At 63.9% G+C, this 18,090-nt stretch carries 23 protein-coding genes and 3 tRNA genes; 23 read left to right on the top strand and 3 right to left on the bottom strand.

All coding sequences use genetic code 11. From position 1 onward, the window contains the following. Positions 1-2 precede the first annotated feature (2 nt). The 6 genes from JZI28_RS10465 to JZI28_RS10440 are packed head-to-tail and all read left to right on the top strand — an operon-like array spanning position 3 to position 4,977. Entirely contained in the window at positions 3-1,523 is a 1,521-nt protein-coding gene (locus JZI28_RS10465; RefSeq protein WP_375697539.1) for a phage portal protein, read from the top strand. A 4-nt stretch (positions 1,524-1,527) separates the two neighbouring features. Continuing rightward, complete coding sequence (locus JZI28_RS10460) at positions 1,528-2,604, top strand: head maturation protease, ClpP-related (RefSeq protein ID WP_375697538.1); 1,077 nt, start codon at positions 1,528-1,530, stop codon at positions 2,602-2,604. A 6-nt stretch (positions 2,605-2,610) separates the two neighbouring features. Further along, positions 2,611-2,982, top strand: a complete 372-nt coding sequence (locus tag JZI28_RS10455) for a head decoration protein (RefSeq protein ID WP_375697537.1) — start codon at positions 2,611-2,613, stop codon at positions 2,980-2,982. Positions 2,983-3,020: 38 nt separating this feature from the next. Beyond that, positions 3,021-4,034: a major capsid protein gene (locus JZI28_RS10450; protein WP_375697536.1), complete on the top strand. Its 1,014-nt coding sequence runs from the start codon at positions 3,021-3,023 to the stop codon at positions 4,032-4,034. Further along, positions 4,034-4,345 (top strand): hypothetical protein, encoded by a 312-nt coding sequence (locus JZI28_RS10445; protein WP_375697535.1) that lies wholly within the window; start codon positions 4,034-4,036, stop codon positions 4,343-4,345. The genes JZI28_RS10450 and JZI28_RS10445 overlap by 1 nt, the downstream gene beginning before the upstream one ends. After that, the gene (locus tag JZI28_RS10440; RefSeq protein WP_375697534.1) at positions 4,342-4,977 is read left to right on the top strand and encodes a DUF6441 family protein; all 636 of its coding nucleotides are present in this window, start codon (positions 4,342-4,344) and stop codon (positions 4,975-4,977) included. Before JZI28_RS10445 ends, JZI28_RS10440 begins: the two co-directional genes overlap by 4 nt. A 7-nt stretch (positions 4,978-4,984) precedes the next feature. On the opposite strand, the gene JZI28_RS10435 is transcribed toward JZI28_RS10440, so the two are convergent. From JZI28_RS10435 to JZI28_RS10425, 3 genes are all read right to left on the bottom strand, one after another. Beyond that, positions 4,985-5,074, bottom strand: a tRNA-Ser gene (locus JZI28_RS10435). A 3-nt stretch (positions 5,075-5,077) separates the two neighbouring features. After that, positions 5,078-5,164: transfer RNA gene (locus tag JZI28_RS10430), tRNA-Leu, on the bottom strand. A gap of 2 nt (positions 5,165-5,166) precedes the next feature. Continuing rightward, a tRNA-Ile gene (locus JZI28_RS10425) sits at positions 5,167-5,243 on the bottom strand. Positions 5,244-5,285: 42 nt separating this feature from the next. Between JZI28_RS10425 and JZI28_RS10420 the strand changes: the two genes are divergently transcribed. From JZI28_RS10420 to JZI28_RS10340, 17 genes are all read left to right on the top strand, one after another. Further along, positions 5,286-5,705: an acyl-CoA transferase gene (locus JZI28_RS10420; RefSeq protein ID WP_375697533.1), complete on the top strand. Its 420-nt coding sequence runs from the start codon at positions 5,286-5,288 to the stop codon at positions 5,703-5,705. Between the two features lie 25 nt (positions 5,706-5,730). Continuing rightward, positions 5,731-6,669 carry a phage tail tube protein gene (locus JZI28_RS10415; RefSeq protein WP_375697532.1) on the top strand — a complete coding sequence of 313 codons (939 nt, stop codon included), beginning with the start codon at positions 5,731-5,733 and terminating at the stop codon, positions 6,667-6,669. Between the two features lie 192 nt (positions 6,670-6,861). Further along, positions 6,862-7,242, top strand: coding sequence for a hypothetical protein (locus JZI28_RS10410; RefSeq protein WP_375697531.1), 381 nt, complete (start codon positions 6,862-6,864; stop codon positions 7,240-7,242). Positions 7,243-7,403: 161 nt separating this feature from the next. Beyond that, the gene (locus JZI28_RS10405) at positions 7,404-7,640 is read left to right on the top strand and encodes a hypothetical protein (RefSeq protein WP_375697530.1); all 237 of its coding nucleotides are present in this window, start codon (positions 7,404-7,406) and stop codon (positions 7,638-7,640) included. Then, positions 7,594-10,002 (top strand): phage tail tape measure C-terminal domain-containing protein, encoded by a 2,409-nt coding sequence (locus JZI28_RS10400; protein ID WP_375697529.1) that lies wholly within the window; start codon positions 7,594-7,596, stop codon positions 10,000-10,002. The genes JZI28_RS10405 and JZI28_RS10400 overlap by 47 nt, the downstream gene beginning before the upstream one ends. After that, complete coding sequence (locus JZI28_RS10395) at positions 9,999-10,592, top strand: hypothetical protein (protein ID WP_375697528.1); 594 nt, start codon at positions 9,999-10,001, stop codon at positions 10,590-10,592. The genes JZI28_RS10400 and JZI28_RS10395 overlap by 4 nt, the downstream gene beginning before the upstream one ends. Then, complete coding sequence (locus JZI28_RS10390; RefSeq protein ID WP_375697527.1) at positions 10,592-11,152, top strand: hypothetical protein; 561 nt, start codon at positions 10,592-10,594, stop codon at positions 11,150-11,152. The genes JZI28_RS10395 and JZI28_RS10390 overlap by 1 nt, the downstream gene beginning before the upstream one ends. Continuing rightward, the gene (locus tag JZI28_RS10385; RefSeq protein WP_375697526.1) at positions 11,152-11,556 is read left to right on the top strand and encodes a DUF6950 family protein; all 405 of its coding nucleotides are present in this window, start codon (positions 11,152-11,154) and stop codon (positions 11,554-11,556) included. Before JZI28_RS10390 ends, JZI28_RS10385 begins: the two co-directional genes overlap by 1 nt. Before the next feature lie 3 nt (positions 11,557-11,559). Beyond that, positions 11,560-14,217, top strand: a complete 2,658-nt coding sequence (locus JZI28_RS10380; protein WP_375697525.1) for a phage tail protein — start codon at positions 11,560-11,562, stop codon at positions 14,215-14,217. After that, complete coding sequence (locus tag JZI28_RS10375) at positions 14,217-14,447, top strand: hypothetical protein (protein WP_375697524.1); 231 nt, start codon at positions 14,217-14,219, stop codon at positions 14,445-14,447. Before JZI28_RS10380 ends, JZI28_RS10375 begins: the two co-directional genes overlap by 1 nt. A gap of 22 nt (positions 14,448-14,469) precedes the next feature. Beyond that, positions 14,470-14,781 carry a phage holin family protein gene (locus JZI28_RS10370; RefSeq protein ID WP_375700089.1) on the top strand — a complete coding sequence of 104 codons (312 nt, stop codon included), beginning with the start codon at positions 14,470-14,472 and terminating at the stop codon, positions 14,779-14,781. Positions 14,782-14,859: 78 nt separating this feature from the next. Then, complete coding sequence (locus JZI28_RS10365) at positions 14,860-15,102, top strand: hypothetical protein (RefSeq protein ID WP_375697523.1); 243 nt, start codon at positions 14,860-14,862, stop codon at positions 15,100-15,102. Between the two features lie 120 nt (positions 15,103-15,222). Further along, a complete protein-coding gene (locus JZI28_RS10360) occupies positions 15,223-15,867 on the top strand; it encodes a TIGR02594 family protein (RefSeq protein ID WP_375697522.1) in 645 nt (214 codons plus the stop codon). Continuing rightward, the gene (locus tag JZI28_RS10355; RefSeq protein WP_375697521.1) at positions 15,867-16,121 is read left to right on the top strand and encodes a hypothetical protein; all 255 of its coding nucleotides are present in this window, start codon (positions 15,867-15,869) and stop codon (positions 16,119-16,121) included. The genes JZI28_RS10360 and JZI28_RS10355 overlap by 1 nt, the downstream gene beginning before the upstream one ends. Positions 16,122-16,247: 126 nt before the next feature. Beyond that, positions 16,248-16,592 (top strand): hypothetical protein, encoded by a 345-nt coding sequence (locus JZI28_RS10350; protein ID WP_375697520.1) that lies wholly within the window; start codon positions 16,248-16,250, stop codon positions 16,590-16,592. 1 nt (position 16,593) lies between these two features. After that, on the top strand, positions 16,594-16,821 hold the full coding sequence (locus JZI28_RS10345; RefSeq protein WP_375697519.1) for a hypothetical protein: 228 nt from the start codon (positions 16,594-16,596) through the stop codon (positions 16,819-16,821). Beyond that, positions 16,821-18,080 carry a head decoration protein gene (locus tag JZI28_RS10340; RefSeq protein WP_375697518.1) on the top strand — a complete coding sequence of 420 codons (1,260 nt, stop codon included), beginning with the start codon at positions 16,821-16,823 and terminating at the stop codon, positions 18,078-18,080. The genes JZI28_RS10345 and JZI28_RS10340 overlap by 1 nt, the downstream gene beginning before the upstream one ends. Positions 18,081-18,090 lie beyond the last annotated feature (10 nt).

Here is an 18,090-nt window from a genome sequence, read left to right as displayed (position 1 = left end):
GCATGGGACTCTTCGACCTGTTCCGCCGCCCAAAGCCGGGCGGCCCTGAAGCCATGCGCGCGCGTCTGGAAGGGGCGATGGCCAAGCGCCGCTTGCGGGGCTGGAACCCACCGCTGGAAAACATCAACGCTCTGGTCGCCTCCGGCGGCCCAAGGCTGCTGGCGCGATCGCGGGAACTGGTGGTGACCAATGGTTATGCGGCGAACGCCTGTGAGGCCTTTGCGGCCAACCTTGTGGGGGATGGTATCAAACCGTCCTCGCTGATTGGCGACGCGGACCTGCGCGATCAGGTCCAGAAGCTCTGGCTGGCTTGGACGGATGAGGCGGATGCGGATGGGTTGACCGACTTCTACGGCCTGCAGGCCATGGTGGCGCGGGAAATGTTCGTGGCGGGCGAGTGCTTTGTGTGGATGCGGCCGCGGCGGGCCGAGGATGGGTTGTTGGTGCCGCTGCAAATGCAGTTGCTACAATCTGAGATGCTGCCCTTCGAAAAAACGGAAACCGCCCCGAACGGTAACCGCATTCGCTGCGGGATTGAGTTTGACTTGATTGGACGGCGTGTGGCCTATCACTTCCGTCGCCGCCACCCGGGCGACAGCACCGATCATAGGTTGGCGATGCCCGAGACCGTGCGTGTGCCGGCTGAGGATGTGCTGCATATCTACCGCGCCCTGGATGCGGGGCAGATACGGGGTCTGCCGCATGTGGCGCCTGCCATGGTGCGGCTGTTCCTTCTCGACCAATACGACGACGCAGAACTCGACCGGAAGAAAACCGCGGCGATGTTCGCAGGCTTCATCACCAAGACAGCGCCAGAAGACCCAATGATGGGGGAGGGGGAGGCGGACCTTGATGGCGCGGCGCTGGCCAGCTTGGAGCCCGGCACTATGCAGGTTCTGCTGCCGGGGGAGGATGTGAAGTTCTCGAGTCCCGCGGATGTTGGTGGTGGCTATGAGGCGTTCCAGTATCGCACACTCTTGGCGGTCTCAGCCTCACTGGGGCTGCCGTATCACCTCGTCACCGGCGATGTCCGGCAGGCGAACTATTCGAGCCTTCGGGCCGAACTGGTCGAGTTCCGCCGCCGCATTGGCCAGTTGCAGCACGGCGTCATTGCGCATCAACTTTGCCGCCCAATCTGGCGGCGTTGGCTGGAAACGGCTGTGCTCTCTGGTGCACTTGAAACGGATCCGATTACGGCACGGCCTGTCCAATGGATCCCGCCGCGTTGGGACTGGGTTGATCCGCTGAAAGACATTCAGGCACAGGTGCTGGCGATGGAGGCCGGCATTACCTCGCGGCGCAAGGTGGTCGAGGCCACTGGGTATGATGTGGAAGAGGTTGATCGAGAGAACGCGGCCGATGCTGCACGGACCAAGCAACTAGGGCTCAGTTACCGCACCAGCCCTGGAGAGACGCAAGGTGCGCGAGCCACACCGATCCGTCGTCCCGATCCGGAGGACGGGACAGACCAAAGCAACGGCGATGGCGCCGCAGCGGCCGACCGCGCCACCAATCAGGAGTAAAATGATGGACAGTTGGTACACGATCCGCGCCCGGGACACCGGGGCGGAGGTGCTGATCTATGACGAGATTGGCGCTTACGGCGTCAGTGCGAAGGGGTTTCTGGCTGAGCTTGGCGCGCTGCCCGATGATGCGGCCATTGATCTGCGGCTTAACAGCCCTGGCGGGTCAGTCTTTGATGCGGTTGCGATCTACAACGCGCTGACGCGGCATGCCGGTGAAATCACGGTTTGGATTGATGGTATCGCGGCGTCGGCTGCGAGCTATATTGCGATGGCGGGCGATGAGATCGTCATGCCGGAAAACGCCTTCCTGATGATCCATGATCCAAGCGGCGTTGTCATGGGCACGGCTGAAGATATGCGCGAGATGGCTGGGACGCTGGATAAGATCGCGGCCAGTATGACGCGCGGCTATGCGGCCAAATCTGGCAAGTCCGAGGCGGAGATTGCGGCCTTGCTTTCTGCTGAAACCTGGTTTGATGCCAAAGATGCGTTGGACGCCGGTTTGGCCACGCAGTTGGCCGAGTCGGTGAGCATCGCAGCCCGCTTTGACATCAACCGGTTCTGCAATGCGCCACCTGCACTGATTGAGGCCGTCGCAGCAACCGTTGCTGGCCCCGACGGTTCTGAGGACGATCCAGATCAGCCGACGGAGGCAACTCCGCCTGCGGTGCCCGAAAGTGATGTTGGGAAGGACAACATCACCACGCTAGCAGAGGATCCATCGGCGCCGCTTGAGCAGGAGCCGGGTGTTTCCGACGGGAACACCCGCCCGTCCAGCCCGGCCGAGAGCAGTGTTGCAGTCGACAACACTGCTCCGGAGGCCATTGCCATCCGCGCCGAGGCTATCGCTCATGCGCGCGCCGTGATCGACCTCTGCCGCCTAGCCGGTCAGCCGCAGATGGCAGGCTGCCTTCTCGAAGAGGATGTCAGCCTCGACGAGGTCCGGAGCCGTCTTCTCTCGGCCAAGGTAGAGAACACTCCCGACATCATCACAGCGGCCCATGCCCAACCTGGGCAGGCGGCCACCACCCAATCCTGGGGCGATGTGATCGCCCGTACCTTCAAGACGAAAGGCTAACGCATCATGACGACGCTCACTGAAGGCAAGCACGCAGGAGGCTTCCTCGTCTGGGAAGTGCTGCGCGATTACACCCGAGACACCGTGACCATCGCCTCTGGGGCGGGAAAGCTCGCGCCCGGCACCGTGCTCGGCAAGATCACCACGGGCGGCAAATACACCGGGCTCGCACCTGCCGCGACGAACGGCAGTCAGAATTCTGCCGGCATTCTCTGGGCCGGCGTGGATGCCACGGATTCCGATGCGCCTGGCGTCGTGTTTCTGCGCGGTCCCGCAATCGTCAACCGCCACGAGATCATCTGGCCCGAGGGCGCGACCGAGGCCCAGATCAGCACTGCCACCACGGCTTTGGCTGCGCTCGGCATCATCCTGCGCTGAGCCTGACACAAATCCCCAAAATCGAAGGAGGCTGGCTCATGGCCACCATGGACATCTTTGAAGGCGACGCCTTCAGCATCATCGAGCTCACCCGGGCTCTGGAAAACATTCCCTTCAAGCCAGCGATCTTGTCGGGGTCAAACCTCTTTGGGTCGCGCGGCGTGAGGAGCCGCACCGTGATGATCGAAAGCCGCGACGGCACGCTGTCGCTGATTCCGTTCTCGGAACGGGGCTCGGCCTATGAACAGCAGGTGCCCGAACGCCGCGACATGCGTGCCTTTGTCTGCCGTCAGTTCAAGAAGCAGGACGTGCTCTGGGCCTCGGAGATCCAGGGTATCCGTGACTTCGGCTCGGAAACCGCCACCCAGCAGGTGCAGACCGAGGTGGCCCGCAAGATGGGACGGCTTCGCAACGACGCTGAGGCCACGTTCGAGTTCCACCTCTTCAACGGCATTCAGGGCGTGGTGAAGGACCCCAAGGACGGCGCGACGGTGATCAATTACTACAATGAGTTCGGTATCACCCCGGCAGCCGAGGTGGACTTCGACCTCGACAATCAGTCGCCCGCATCCGGCGCCCTGCGCAAACGCTGCCAGGCGCTGATCGAGAGCGTCGAGGATAGCCTCGGCGGGCTCGCGGCCGGACAGGTGCAGCTGCGCGCCGAATGTGGATCGGCATTCTTCGCCGATCTGGTCGCCCACAAGGAGGTGCGTGAGACCTATCTCAATACGGCAGCGGCTGCCGACCTGCGGGGCAGGGTGGGCGAGGAAGTCAGCTTTGGCGGCATTACCTTCCGACGCTATCGCGGTGGCCTCGGCTTTGGCGTGCCGACGGACAAGGCGTATTTCTATCCCGAGGGCGTCGAGGGTCTCTTCGAGATCTACCATGCGCCGGCCGACACCTTCGAGACGGTCAACACGTTGGGTCTGCCACTCTACGCGCGCATGATCCCGGATCGTGATCGGGACGAATGGGTGCGGCTTGAGATCGAAAGCAACCCGCTGCCGATTTGCACCCGGCCGCAGGTCCTGCGTTCTGCCAAGCGAACCTGATGAGCGCCTTCGCCGATGCCCTCGGTGTGTTGTTCCTCGATGCCAATCTCTCGGTTGAGATTTGGCACCGAGACAGCGAGGGACAGTTCACGCGCGCCAGGGGGATCCTGCGCCGCCCAGATGAGATCACCTCGTTTGGTGCGGCCCGTCTTATGTCAGACACCACCCGGATCGATGTCCGGGTGGCGGATATCCCAGCCCCTCGACCACAAGAGCAGATCTTGATTGGAGAGGAGACCTTCCTTATTCAGGGCGAGCCGCAGCGGGATCGAGAACGGTTGGTCTGGACCTTGGAGCTCACCCCCGCATGAAACTCTCCGTAGATATCAGCCCTGACTTGGTTGCGGCGATGGCGGCTGAACTCAAGGCGGGTGAACAGGCCGTGAGTGCTGCGATGCGCGAGGCTGGATCTGATCTTAAAACCGCATGGCGCGGACAGATCGCACAATCCGGGCTTGGTCGACGATTGTCGAATTCCATCCGGAGCCGAACCTATCCTCGCTCTGGTGCAAGCCTGAACGCCGCAGCCTTGGTGTGGTCGAAGGCACCTGTCATCATAGGGGCGCATGACACCGGACCATTGATCCGGTCCAAGGATGGGTTCTGGCTGGCCATCCCTCTGCCAGCTGCTGGCAAAGGGACGCGTGGCAAAGCCTTAACACCGGGCGAGTGGGAGCGACGCCGCGGGTTGCGGTTGCGCTTTGTCTATCGACGGCGAGGGCCGAGCTTGCTTGTGGCCGATGGGCGGCTGAATAGCCGCGGTCTTGGGGTGGAATCGCGCTCAAAGACGGGACGTGGACGCGCCACGGTGCCGATCTTTCTCTTGGTGCCGCAGGTGAAGCTGAAGAAGCGGCTCGATCTGGCGCGGGATGCTGAGCGCGTGCAGGCGGCGGTTCCGAGGTTGATCGTGGCGAAATGGTTGGAACCACGCCTCAAGAGCTGATGGACCTTGGCAGAAGAGGTGGGATTCGAACCCACGGTAGGCTCTCACCTACGCCGGTTTTCAAGACCGGTGCCTTCGACCGCTCGGCCACTCTTCCGCTTGGTACCCACGGCCGGACTCGAACCGGCACGGCCAATTTGGCCAGGAGATTTTAAGTCTCGTGTGTCTACCATTCCACCACGTGGGCTTTGGTAGGTCCGGCAGGACTTGAACCCGCAACCAAAGCGTTATGAGCGCTCTGCTCTAACCAATTGAGCTACAGACCCGCTGGATGGGTATTTGGCGTATTCTGCCTTGGAGCACAAGCGATGCCTTCAATCCGAGAAACCATCCTCGCCGCGCTGCATGCGCGGCTCTCAGCATTGCCTGCCACCGCTCTGCGTGGCGAGGTGCTGCCCGAGCGCGTGCCTGCTGATGGCCTGCTGATCCTGCGCGATGGCGAGCCGGGGGAGCCAGAGGTCACGCTTTCGCCGCTCGCTTACCATTACCAGCATCGCGCCGATATCGAGGCGGTTGTGCAGGACAGCGACCGCGACGTGGCTTTCGACACGCTATCCGCCGGTATTGGGGCAGCGCTCGCTGACGACCGAACGCTCGGTGGTCTTTGCGATTGGATTGAGGCGGAGGCGCCGCAGCCTGTCGATCTACCGGTCGAAGGTGCAACCAGCTTGAAAGCCGCCGTGATCCCGGTGGTGCTGCACTATTCAACGGCTGACCCGCTCAGCTGACCCTAAACATCAGAGGAGTTGAAACATGGCACGAGCCCAAGGGGCGCGGGCGCTAATGGCGTTTGCGTTCGAAACGACTTATGGCCAATCGCCAAGTTCCGGATATACGAAGATGCCGTTTGCGACGGCCTCGCTTGGTGCTGAACAGCCTCTGCAAGCCTCGGAGTTGCTTGGCTATGGGCGGGATCCGCTTGCGCCGCAGAAGGATGTGGTGACGGCGGATGGCACTGTCGTGGTGCCGATTGATGCTCATGCCTTTGGGATGTGGCTGAAGGCGGCGTATGGAGCGCCGACAACCACGGGGTCTGACCCGTACACGCATGTGTTTGAAAGCGGGAATTGGATACTGCCATCGTTCTCGATCGAGACGGGGCTACCGGAAGTGCCGAGCTATGCGATCTATGCGGGCTGTATCGTGGATAAGCTCAGCTGGTCGATGGCGCGCTCTGGTCTGCTGACAGCGTCAGTCGATATCGTGGCGCAGGGGGAGGATTTGGCGACCAGTTCGTCGGCCGGAACACTGGCGACGGTGGCGCTACAGCGGTTTGGGCATTTTAACGGATCGATCAAACGCAATGGGGTCTCCATTGGCAATATTGTGTCGGCCGAGATCGCTTATGCCAACAATCTTGACCGGGTGGAGACCATTCGGTCGGACGGTAAGATCGACGGGGCGGACCCCTCAATCGCGGCGATGACGGGCAAGATTGACGTGCGCTTTGCAGATACCACGCTGCTCACCCAGGCGGTGAACGGCACCTCGTGCGCGCTTGAGTTTGCCTATGAGCTGGCCTCTGGCGAGAGCCTGACGGTGTCTGTGCCGATGGTTTATCTGCCGCGTCCACGCCGGGAGATCACCGGGCCGCAGGGCGTGCAGGTGAGCTTTGATTGGCAGGCGGCGCAACAGGCAGACGGGTCGGCGATGGTGACCGTCACTCTGGTAAACGGGGTCGAGAACTACTGATCCGAAAAGCCAATCTGTTGATAGGTTGCGCTGAACTGTTGCTGGAGGTAATAAAGTAATCGAACCACTGCTCGGTTCACGCCACGCGGCCAGCCCAACGGCCGCACCTCGGAGATGTTACCCCCCAGTAACAAGTCTTATCTCCATGCGCTGCTCTTTTAGAGCGGCGCTTTTTTTTGGGACAAACTGACAATGTTGAAACTTTCTTTAAAGAGCGAGCCAAGCTGGCTCGACCTAGGCCATGGCGTACGTCTGTTCGTTGAGCCGTTGTCCAGTGCGATGATGCTGGCCGCGCGTAGCGATCCGGCGGTGCGCGCCTTGGCAGGCGATCCTGCTCAGGACGAGGGCGGTGAAGCTGTGGTGCAGGAGGAAGCTGTCGCTGTGGTCGTGGCAAAGGCGCTTGCGCGGCTCGTGGTGAAGGACTGGGAGGGTGTTGCCGACGAAACTGGCCAGCCGCTGCCAATCACGCCTGAAGGCCTCGATGCGCTTTTGGATATCTGGCCGATCTTTGAGGCTTTCCAGACGCGCTATGTCGCTGGCGCGATGTTGCTGGACGCGGAAAAAAACGGCTGACCGCTCTCGCCGACTGGGAATTCGGCGGGGGCGGTGAGTATTGCGCAGCCTGCCCATGTGATGGGCGCAGTTTTTGGGGTGCGCCACTCTCGAGCTGTTCGGACTGCCCAAGGCGTCTAAACGCGCCGCAGACGCTTGAGGGCTGGCAGGTCTGGGACCTGGTGCAGCGGCTTGGGGGGCAGGTCCGGGTTGTGGCCGGTGCGCAGGGCGGGGCTGTCACCGGCTGGGACATGAGTGCGGCCTTGCAGTTGGGCGCGGCGCTCGGGGTTGCACCGCGGGTGATCGCAGAGCTGTTGCCGCCGATTGAAGCGGTGATGGTGCGCAAGTTTGGCGAGCAGATTGGGGATCAAGATGGCGACGAAGCAAGTCTCGGTGCGCTTAGCGGCGAGTGGCGGTAAGCAGGTTGAGGGCGAGCTGCGCGGTGTGGGCGAGGCTGGCGAGAAGGCGTTTAAGAAGATCCCGCGCGAGGTGCAGCGGGCCAATGCCAAGCTGGCGGCCTTTGCGCGCGGTGTGAAGTTCGCCGCAACTGGCGCGGCCTCTGCAGCGGCGGCGGGGGCTGTGGCTGCGACCAATGCGGCGATGGACCGGGCGTTTGAGGTGCAAAAGCAGGCGGCGGTTGCCAATGCGGATCCGGAGCAGTTCCAGGGCTGGGCGGCTAGCGCGCAAACGGTCGGCATCGAGGCGGAGAAGCTGTCGGATATTTTGAAGGACGTGAACGACCGTGTGGGGGATTTCCTGCAAACGGGCGGTGGTCCGATGAAGGACTTTTTTGAGAACATCGCGCCCAAGGTCGGGGTGACGGCAGAGCAGTTTGCCAGGTTGTCGGGGCCAGAGGCGTTGCAGCTTTATGTCTCCTCTCTTGAGAAGGCGGGCGCGAGCCAGCAGGACATGACGTTTTATCTTGAGGCGATGGCCTCGGATGCAACGGCCTTGCTGCCGCTCTTGCGCAATAATGGCGCAGAGATGGGGCGGCTTGCCGAGCGGGCGGCGGATCTCGGCGTGGTGATGGATCGCAAGACGCTTGCGGGTCTGAACCGCTCGCGCATGGCGCTGGTGGCTGTGGGCCAGGTGACGGTTGGTATGGGCAATAAGGTAGGCTCGGCACTGGCGCCGGTGCTCGAGGGGCTGGCCAAGACCTTTGTGGATCTTGCGAGCTCCACGGGGCCGATTGGCAAGGCGCTGGATGTGCTCACGGGCAATATCGGGCGCATCTTTGCCTATGCGGGGACGTTTATCACCTTTATGGCCGGCAAGTGGGCCGTGGGCATGGGGCTTGCGGCGGCGTCGGTGCTCAAGACGGCGGGCGCACTCAGGGTCTTGAAGGGCGCGCTCATTCGCACCGGGATCGGCGCGCTGGTCGTGGGGGCGGGTGAGCTGGTCTACTGGTTCACTAAGCTCGTGCGCGGCGCCGGCAGTTTCGGCGAGGCGATGGGTCTCCTGAAGAACCTGGCCTCTGAGGTTTGGTCGAAGGTCTCGCTCTCGGCGCAGGCGGCTTGGGCTGGTGTTGAGGCGTCCTGGGCCGATGCGCAAGCCGCGATCCTCGATGGGTTCCAGTCTGCGGTGGACGGGGCGACGTCCTGGGCGAATAGCACGGTCAACACCTTCGAGGGCACCTTCCTCGCGGTGCAGGCGATTTGGGAGGCCTTGCCTGGCGTGTTCAGCCGGATCGGGGCGCTGGCCATCAATGGTCTTGTGGAGGCGATGGAGAGCGGGCTTGAGGGGCTGACTGAGGGCGTTAATGCTCTGTTGACTCTTGGCGGTCGGCGACCTGAGTGGGCTATCGAGGCGCCGGATCTTTCGGAGTGGAAAAAAACGGTGCCGGCGGCGGCCAATTTGGGTGATGCGGCGCGCGAGGCTTACGCGCGCGCCTTCACCGACTCGCCGTTTGACGCACCGCAGCTGTTTGACGGCATGGCCGAGGATACGCGGCTCCGGGCGTCGGGCTACCGGGAGGCGGCGCGCATGCTGAGCACGGCCGCGGCGGGTCCGATCACCGCTTGGCAGGCGCTGAAGGATGCCGTGACTGGCGCGGGTGATGAGGGCGCAGCGGCGCTCGATGAGGCGGCGGTCTCGGCTGACAAGGTCACGGATGCGCTGACCAAAGCCGGCGGCGCGGCCAAAAGCACCAAGGAGGAGCTTTCCGGTTTTGCGGCCGTGAGCCAGAGCCTCAAAGATTACGCGACCACGGCGATGGATTGGGGGAAGGGCCTTGGCGAGGCGCTGACCGGGGCGTTCTCCGGAGCCGAGTCTGCGTTCCGCAGCTTTGTGGAAACCGGCAAGGTGGACTTTAAGGGACTGGTGAGTTCGATCCTTGCGGATCTGGCCGTGCTGGCGTTCAAGAATGCGGTATTGGGGCCGATTGCAAATGCGCTTTCGGGCGTGTTCGGAGGTGGGTCTGCGCCTGTGGCAGTCTCGCATAATGGGGGCATGGTCGGGATCTCTGGCATGTCGCGGCGGGTGCCGACGGCGGTGTTTGCCGGTGCGCCTCGCATGCATGCCGGCGGTTGGGCTGGGCTTCGGCCGGATGAGGTGCCGACGATCCTGCAGCGCGGGGAGCGCGTGCTCAATCGTCGTGAGGCGGCGGCCTACTCGCCGGGTGGCTCTGCGGGTGGTGGTGTGACGATCTCGATCGATGCACGTGGGGCGCAGATGGGCGTGGCCGAGCAGATCGATCAAAAACTCCGCGCCGCGCTGCCGGAGATCAAGCGGGTTGCGATCCAGAGTGTGAGTGATCGCCGGCAACGGGGGTATGCGGTATGAGCGAGCTGCCTTTGACGCTGGTGGAGTCGATCGAGCGGCGCTTGGCGACGGCGGTTTCGGCGCAGACCTCGCCGTTTACCGGCAGCCAGCAGGTGCAGGACTGGGGCGGTGAATGGTGGGAGGTCACGTTTGATGTGGCGCTCACCAAGGGGCGGAATGGCCGGCGGCTGTCGGCCTTCTTTACGGCGCTCGGAGGGGTGCGGGGCTGGTTCACCTTACGCGATCCTTCGGCGGCGCGCCCTGATCTGGCATCAAAGACCATCTCGGTGGCGGGCGTCGGGCAGTCGGGCAACACGCTTGTCACCTCGGGCTGGGACGCGGAGGCTCTGGCGCTTGAAGCGGGGGACTTCTTCTCGCTCGGCACGGGGTCCGATATGCGGCTGCATATGGTCACGGCGGATGTTGCGGCCGATGCCAGTGGGGTTGCGGTTTTGACCTTCACACCGCGCCTGCGCCAGTCGCCTGTTGATCTGAGCCCGGTGGAGATCGCCGCGCCTGGCGTGGCGCTGCGCTTGACGCAACCGGTGCCCACGCGGATCAGTCGGGCTGATAGCTTCCGCTTCTCTGTGGCGGCACGGGAGGCGCTTTGATGTCGCGTGAGTTCACGGCAGCGGTCGGCGCGGCACTTGAGGCGGGCGAGCTGCGTCTGGTTTTGCTTTTTGAGGGCGAGTTCGCGACCGGTTGGGTGCGGCTTTGGACCGGCGTTGGCGAGGTTGCCTGGAATGACGAGACGTGGCTTGGGGCTGGCAGCTTGCTTGGCATTGGGCCGATCGAGGAAACGCAGCAGGTGGTGGCGAATGGCACCACGGTGTCGCTCTCGGGTGTGCCGCTGGAGCTGGTGGCATTGGCCATCGATGAGGCGCGCCAAGGCAAGCCGGGCCGGGTGTGGCTTGGGCTGTTGACGGAGGCCGGTGAAATCATCGCGGATCCGGTGCGGGCCTTCACGGGGCGGCTCGATGTGCCGGAGGTGGTGGACGGTGGGGATACCTGCACGGTGACCATCTCTTACGAGAACCGGCTGATCGATCTCGGGGCGGCGCGCAATTGGCGCTACACGCATGAAAGTCAGCAGGTTCTGGCGCCGGGTGATCGTGGCTTCGAGTTTGTCACGACCATTCAAGATAAAGAGATCAAGTGGGGGCGCGGGTGATGCGCGTGTCGAATTGGGAAACCCGGCTTGCGCAGGCGGTCGAGGCCGCGCGGGATCTTCCCTTTGCCTGGGGCAGCCATGATTGTGCGACCTGGGCCTTTGATGTGGTGCGGGATCTGAGTGGTGGTGCGGATCATGCAGCGCTATGGCGCGGCCGCTATCGGACGGCGCTTGGCTCGCACCGCGTGATGCGCCGGCTCGGCTGGGCCTCTCTTGAGGCGGGCGGTCGCGCGCTTTTGGGGGATCCGCTTGCCACACCGCTCTTGGCGCAGCGGGGGGATATGTTTTTGGGCGGTGCGGATCCGGCGTTTGGCATCTGCGTCGGCGCGCGCGCGGCATTTGTCGGTCCAGAGGGGCTGACCTTTGTGCCGCTGTTTGCGTGCCACCTGGCCTGGAGGATCTGAGACATGCCACAGGTGGCGATTGGTGCGATCGCGGTCGGGGGTGCCTCGATCGCAGCCGGCGGTTTTGCCGCGGCGATGGCCGCGGGCGGCCTGATCGGCTTTGCGGCGCAGTTCGGGGTCTCGATGCTGTTGTCGGGGGCATCAGCGGCCTTGATGGGCACGCCGTCGCTTGGGCCGCGCACGGTCAGCGTGCGTGAGCCGGTGCGGCCGCGCGACATGGTCTATGGCCGGGTGCGCAAAGGCGGCACGATCGTGTTCATCCACGAGGCCGGCGATGACAACAAGTATCTGCATCTGGTGATCGTGCTGGCCACGCACCGTGTGAAGTCGATTGGCGCGGTCTACTTTGATGGTGAGATGGCGATCGATGAGAGTGGCACGGCGCTGGATCGCTGGGAGGGCAAGGTGCAGAGCGAGAAGCGGCTGGGCCTTCCGGACCAGAGCGCGTTTGTGCTTGAGGAAGAGACGCCTATTGATCCGCCTGTCGCCTATGGGCCGCCGTGGTATGAGGCCTTGCCGCAGGAGCCGTTCGCAGAGCTGAGCGAGGAGGTCTCTGAGCATTGGGGGCCAGATCATCGCCTGGACGGCTGTGCCGCGATCCATCTGCGCCTGACACATAGCGCCAAGGCGTTTCCTGGCGGAATCCCGAGCATCTCTGTCGATGTCGAGGGCAAAGACGACATTCTTGATCCGCGCACGGGCGAGCGGGGCTACACCGAGAACGCTGCGCTCTGCGTAGCAAATTACATGAGCCATGCCGTTTTTGGGCTTGGGGCCGAGATCGGCGCAGAGGATGGGATCGAGACCGCGTCTCTAATCGAGGCGGCCAATATCTGCGATGAGCCGGTGACGCTGGCTTTGCGAGAGGGCGAGGCGGAGGCCGGCACCGAGCCGCGCTACACCTGCAACGGCGTTGTGGTGCTCGATCAAACGCCGCAGACGATCATCGAGGCCATGCTGACGGCGATGGCTGGTCGCTGCATCTGGCAAGGCGGGGCTTGGCGCATCCATGCCGGCGCTTACCGGGTGCCGGATGTGGCGCTCGGGGTGGATGATATCCGCGAGGGCGGCTTGGCGCTGACCACGCGGCAAAGCCGGGCGTCCAACTTCAACGGGGTGCGCGGCCAGTTTATCAGCCCGGAGAATGACTGGCAGCCGGATGACTTCCCGGCCTATTCCTCTGAGGTCTATGTGGCCGAGGACGGCGGCGAGAAGATTTGGCGCGATATCTCGCTGCCATTCACGGTCTCACCTTCGACCGCGCAGCGGATTGCCAAGATCGAGCTGGAGCGGCAACGCCGCCAGCAGGTGGTGAAGTGGTCGGGCAAGCTCAGCGCTTGGAAGGCGGCGGCCGGCGACACGGTGGAGGTGGACTACGCGCGCTGGGGCTTTGCGGGCAAACCGTTTGAGGTGCAATCCTCGCAGCTGGACCTGAGTGTGGTCGGTGATGGCGTGATGCTGGTGCCGGAGCTCATTCTGCGAGAAACCTCGCCGCTGGTCTATGATTGGGATGCCTCTGAGGAGCAGATCTACGCGGCTGCGCCGCGCACCACATTGCCATCCTCGGCATTCACGGCGGTGCCGGGAGCGCCGGAGCTCTCTGAGGAGCTCTACATCACGCGCGATGGTGGCGGTGCAAAGGTCTTGATCACCGCGTCGTGGGTGCCGGCGCCTTCGGCGTTTGTCGAAAGCTACCAGATCGAGGCGCGTCGGGACGGTGGAGAGTGGGTCGACTATGGGCGTCAAAGAAGCACAACGCTTGAGATCCGGGACGCGAAACCGGGCCAGTGGGAGGTGCGGGTGCAGGCGGTCTCTGTTTTGGGTGTGCCGTCGGATTGGCGGGTCGGGTCTGCGGAGATCCTCGGGCTGACCGCGCCGCCGGGGACGCTGGAGAATGTGACGCTGCAGACGGCCGGGGGCCTGGCGATCCTCAAATGGACGCGGGCCGCGGATCCGGATGTGCGGGTGGCGGGAAATATCGTTATTCGCCACAGCGGGGAGGTGCCGGCGACCTGGGCCAATAGCTATTCGATGGACCGGGTCGCGGGATCGGAGGCGATCGCGGTGGTGCCGCTCAAACCCGGCACCTATCTGGTGCGGGCAGAAGATAGCGGCGGGCGCGTCGGGCCGGTGAAGGCTGTTTCCACCAAGGGCGCGCAGGCGGTGGCCTTTGCGTCTGTGGATAGTCTGCAGGCCGATGGCACGTTTCCAGGCTCCAAGACGGATCTGGTGGTCGACGGCACAAGCTTGCGCCTGGTGACGGCGGTGGACGGCTCAGGCGTGCCTTATGTGCTGGAGCCGGAAGGCCTCTATGAGTTCGGGGCTGGCATGGATTTTGGCGCGGTGCGTCGGATCCGGCTGCGCAGCGAGATTGTGGTTGGGGTCTTGGCTTTGCTCGATGAGATCGACGCGCGCTTGGAGCCGATCGACATTTGGGTGGACTTCGACGGCACGGAGGGCGCGGAGATCGATGTGCTGGTGGAGATCCGCGAGACCGATGATGATCCGGCCGGATCGCCGGTTTGGTCCGATTGGAGCCGGATCGACAATAGCGAGATTGAGGCTCGGGCGGTTCAGGCGCGTGCCTGGCTGAAAACGTCGAATACGACCTACACACCGGTGGTTTCGGTGTTGCGGGTTCATGCTGATGAGGTGGCTTGATGGCTCAGACTTCCAGTTATGTGATTGCCAATGACGCGGGTCTTGCGGTGCGCCAGCGCATCAACGAGGTCTTGGCGGCGCTGCAATCGTGCAATGCCGGGGCGACGGCGCCGGTTCACACCCGGCCGGGCATGCTGTGGCTCGATACCGGTGTGGCGGTGCCTGTCTTGAAGATCCGCAATGCCACGGATGACGCTTGGGAGGAGTTCCTCGATGGCGGGACCTACTAAACGCGAAAACAAGGCAGAGCAGATGAACGATCCCAGCTTTATTGAAATGATGGACCGGCTGTTTGGCGGGGCGGTGACGACGCTGATCGGGGCTTTTACGGGGCGGCTGATGTATCACTCGGGCGAGGTAAAGCTGGGCAATCGCCGCTTCTTTGGCAAGGAGCTTTTGTGGGAGATTCCGGTGGCGGTGGGCATGGCGCTGATCGGTGAGGCGGCGGCGAGCTATATGGGGCTTGGCCAGCCGGTCTCGACCGGGTTTGTGGCCACGCTGGCCTATCTGGGCCCGCGCGGCGCGGAGGCCATTCTGGCGTCTTGGCTTGGACGCAAGAAGTAAGACCCATCTTGAAACCATCCCAAGCGATCGCATCTCAAAGATAAGTGAGACGATCATCACATCAGGGAGGGGCGATTTATGACAGAGACGGCAGAGTTGGTCGCGCGATTGGAGCAGGCATCGGACCCCGTTCAAACCGTCAGGGAGATGGTGCTTGCCGAAGGCGGGATCTGGGTTGAGCCAACGCCCGACATACCCGGCATTGTCGAGATCCAACTGGCTGGGGTGCTGGGGATCGGGCCTTCTGTGATGGCCGCCCTGGATGACTGGCTGATGCAGGCAAAGACGGAAGGGAAAGCCGCACATCTGCGGTTTGCCTGAGGTCGACGCCGCCCGGAGACTGCACAGCTTTGAGCGCGCGCGTCCACTGACATCCCATAACAATCGAAAAGACCACAGAAGCCGCCCCCAGGGGCGGCTTTTTTATTGCAGGAGGCAGCCATGCGGATTGGCGATCTGATCTATGAGACCGCGAAGGCGGACGAGGGTGTTTGGGAATGGGCCGAGGGGCACAATCCTCGGGTGCTGGCCTATTACCGCGAGGCCGGCATGCCTCAGGCGAACGATGAGGTGCCGTGGTGTGCGGCTTTCGTTGGCGCGGTGCTGGCGCGCTGCGGGGTACAGGGCACGGGCTCGCTCCTGGCGCGCAGCTATGAGAGCTGGGGCACGTCTGTGCCGCTCGATCAGGCGCGGCGCGGCGACGTGGTTGTGCTGTCGCGCGGCCAGCCGTGGCAGGGCCATGTGGCCTTCTACGAGGGCTCGGCCGGAGGCAATGTGTATCTCCTGGGCGGCAATCAGGGAAACCAGGTGAATGTCACCGCCTATCCAAAGGCGCGCGTGGTCGCGGTGCGCCGGGCGGTTGAGCCGGCGGCGCTGCCCAAGCGGCGCGCGGGCGTGACCGAGAGCACCACGGTGCGCGCGGCGGGGGTTCAGGCGGCGACGGCCGTGGTGGCCGGGCTTGAAGCACTGCGCTCGCTCGATGGCACGGCGCAGGTCGTGGCGCTTGGCGTTGTGGGCTTGGTGCTGGTCTCGGCCATGTGGATTGCGCGCGAGCGGATCCGGAAGATCCTTGCGGGCCTCGGGTGATGAGCTTGTTCGGGATGGCCTTTGGCGCGATCCAGCGCCGGCTGGTCTATGGCGCCTTGATCGGGCTCGCTGTTTTGGCGGCGGTCATTGCGATCTGGCGTCATGGCCGCGCGGCCGGGATCGCGCGGTTTGCGGTCAAGCGCGCCGAGGCGCGGATCCGAACAATGAAACAAGCAGCGGAGGTGCGGCGCGATGTGGGTGCGGATGATGATGCTGGCGTGGCTCGCCGGCTCTCTCGCTGGATGCGGGATTAAGGTCGGGACGGGTTGTGATTGGGCTGAGCCCATCCGGCCGTCGCGCGCCGATCAGCTGACGCCGGGCACGCAGCGCCAGATCTTGGTCCACAATGAAACAGGCGCAAAAATCTGCGGGTGGCAACCATGACGACACAAATCTACGAGGGGCCGGCGATCATGATCGGCTATGCCTACCGGCTTCGGCTAGAGGCGGCTGGAGCACTGTTTCCGGAAGGGGCGGCGTTCACTGGCCATGTGCGGGCAAAGCTGGGGGATGCGGAGGTCTTGGCCACGCTCACCAGCGCCAATGGTGGGCTATCCCGTGTCACGGACAGCGCGCTCGATCTGCAGATCGGGGCTGCTCAGACCGCCGGCATGGCCGTGGGATCAGTCGTGGTCGATGTGGTGCGCACGGACACGGATCCGGATCTGCACCTGGGCTTTGCGCTGGAGATCCCGGTGATCCAGCCGGTGACGCGGGGGCTCTGACATGGCGGACCAGATCGAGGTGATCGGCGCGCGGGTGCCGATCCGTGTGACGCTGTCTGAGGATCTGCCCATTCGCGTCGGGATTGCCTCGGGTCCGGTGGCGGTGCGGGTGCGCGGTCTGCCTGGGCCTGACGGAGATGTGGGGCCGCAAGGGCCCAAGGGCGACCAGGGCGATCCTGGCGTCACGATTTTACCAACAGATGCGCCGATTAATGGAGGGTTCTTCTAATGGCCAACACGATTCAGTTTAAGCGCCGGGTGTCCGGCAATGCCGGCGCGCCGGCGGCGCTCAAATCCGGCGAGGTCGCGCACAATGAGGTGGATGACACGCTTTATATCGGTAAGGGTGATGATGGCGGCGGCAATGCCACGGCGATCGTTCCGATCGGCGGGTCTGGCGCGTTCATGTCCAAGACAGGCACGCAGGCCATCGCCGGCAAGAAAACCTTCAGCACCGTGCCAGCGGCCTCGCAGGATGCCGCGGCCGGCGCGGATCTGGTGCGCAAGTCGCAGATGGACACCGCGTTGGGCGGAAAGGCGAACACCAGCCATAGCCATGCCATCGCGGATGTGACCGGGCTGCAGGGCGCGCTCGATGGCAAGGCGGCTGCGAGCCATGATCACACGGCGGCCGAGATCAGTGACAGCACCTTGGCGGGGCGCGCACTTCTGAAGGCGACCGATGTGGCCGCGCAACGCACGGCTCTGGGTCTGGGCACTGCGGCGCTCATGAACAGCACCGCCTTTGCCGCGGTAGCGCATGGTCATGGCATCTCGGATGTCTCCGGCCTGCAGACGGCGCTCAATGGCAAGGCGCCGCTGGCCTCGCCGAGCTTCACCGGCACGCCAGCCGCTCCCACGGCAGCGGGGGGCACCAACACCACGCAGATCGCCACCACCGCCTTTGTGCAGTCGGCGATCGCGAGCTTTGGCGCCGGTGACATGCTGAAGGCGACTTATGACACAGACAATGATGGCAAGGTCGACGCGGCCGAGTTGGCCGATGCGGTGGCCTGGACCGGAGTGACCGGCAAGCCGGCGACCTTCCCGCCGTCGACGCATAACCATCCGATCAGCCAGGTGACCGGTCTGCAGTCTGCGCTGGATGCCAAGGCGTCCAAGGCCTCGCCAGCCTTTACGGGCACGCCGACGGCGCCGACGGCCGCCGGGGGCACCAGCAACACCCAGATTGCCACCACGGCGTTTGTCTCCGCGGCCATCGCGGCGCTGATCGATGCAGCACCTGGGGCGATGGATACGCTCAACGAGCTGGCGGCCGCACTCGGAGATGATCCGGATTTTGCCACCACGGTGACCAATGGGCTCGCTGGCAAGCTGGCGAAGGCGTCAAACCTTGGCGATCTGCCGAACAAATCAACGGCGCGTTCCAACCTGGGGCTTGGCTCGATGGCCACGCAGGCGGCGAGCAATGTGGCGATCACCGGCGGTTCGATCTCCGGCATCGCGCTGGATGGCGGGACGTTCTGATCCCGCCGAC

This window comes from Pseudophaeobacter sp. TrK17, from assembly GCF_042192375.1.
Lineage (GTDB): Bacteria > Pseudomonadota > Alphaproteobacteria > Rhodobacterales > Rhodobacteraceae > Pseudophaeobacter.
Note: the sequence above shows the minus strand (reverse complement) of the source record. Positions and strands in the feature narration are given on the sequence as shown.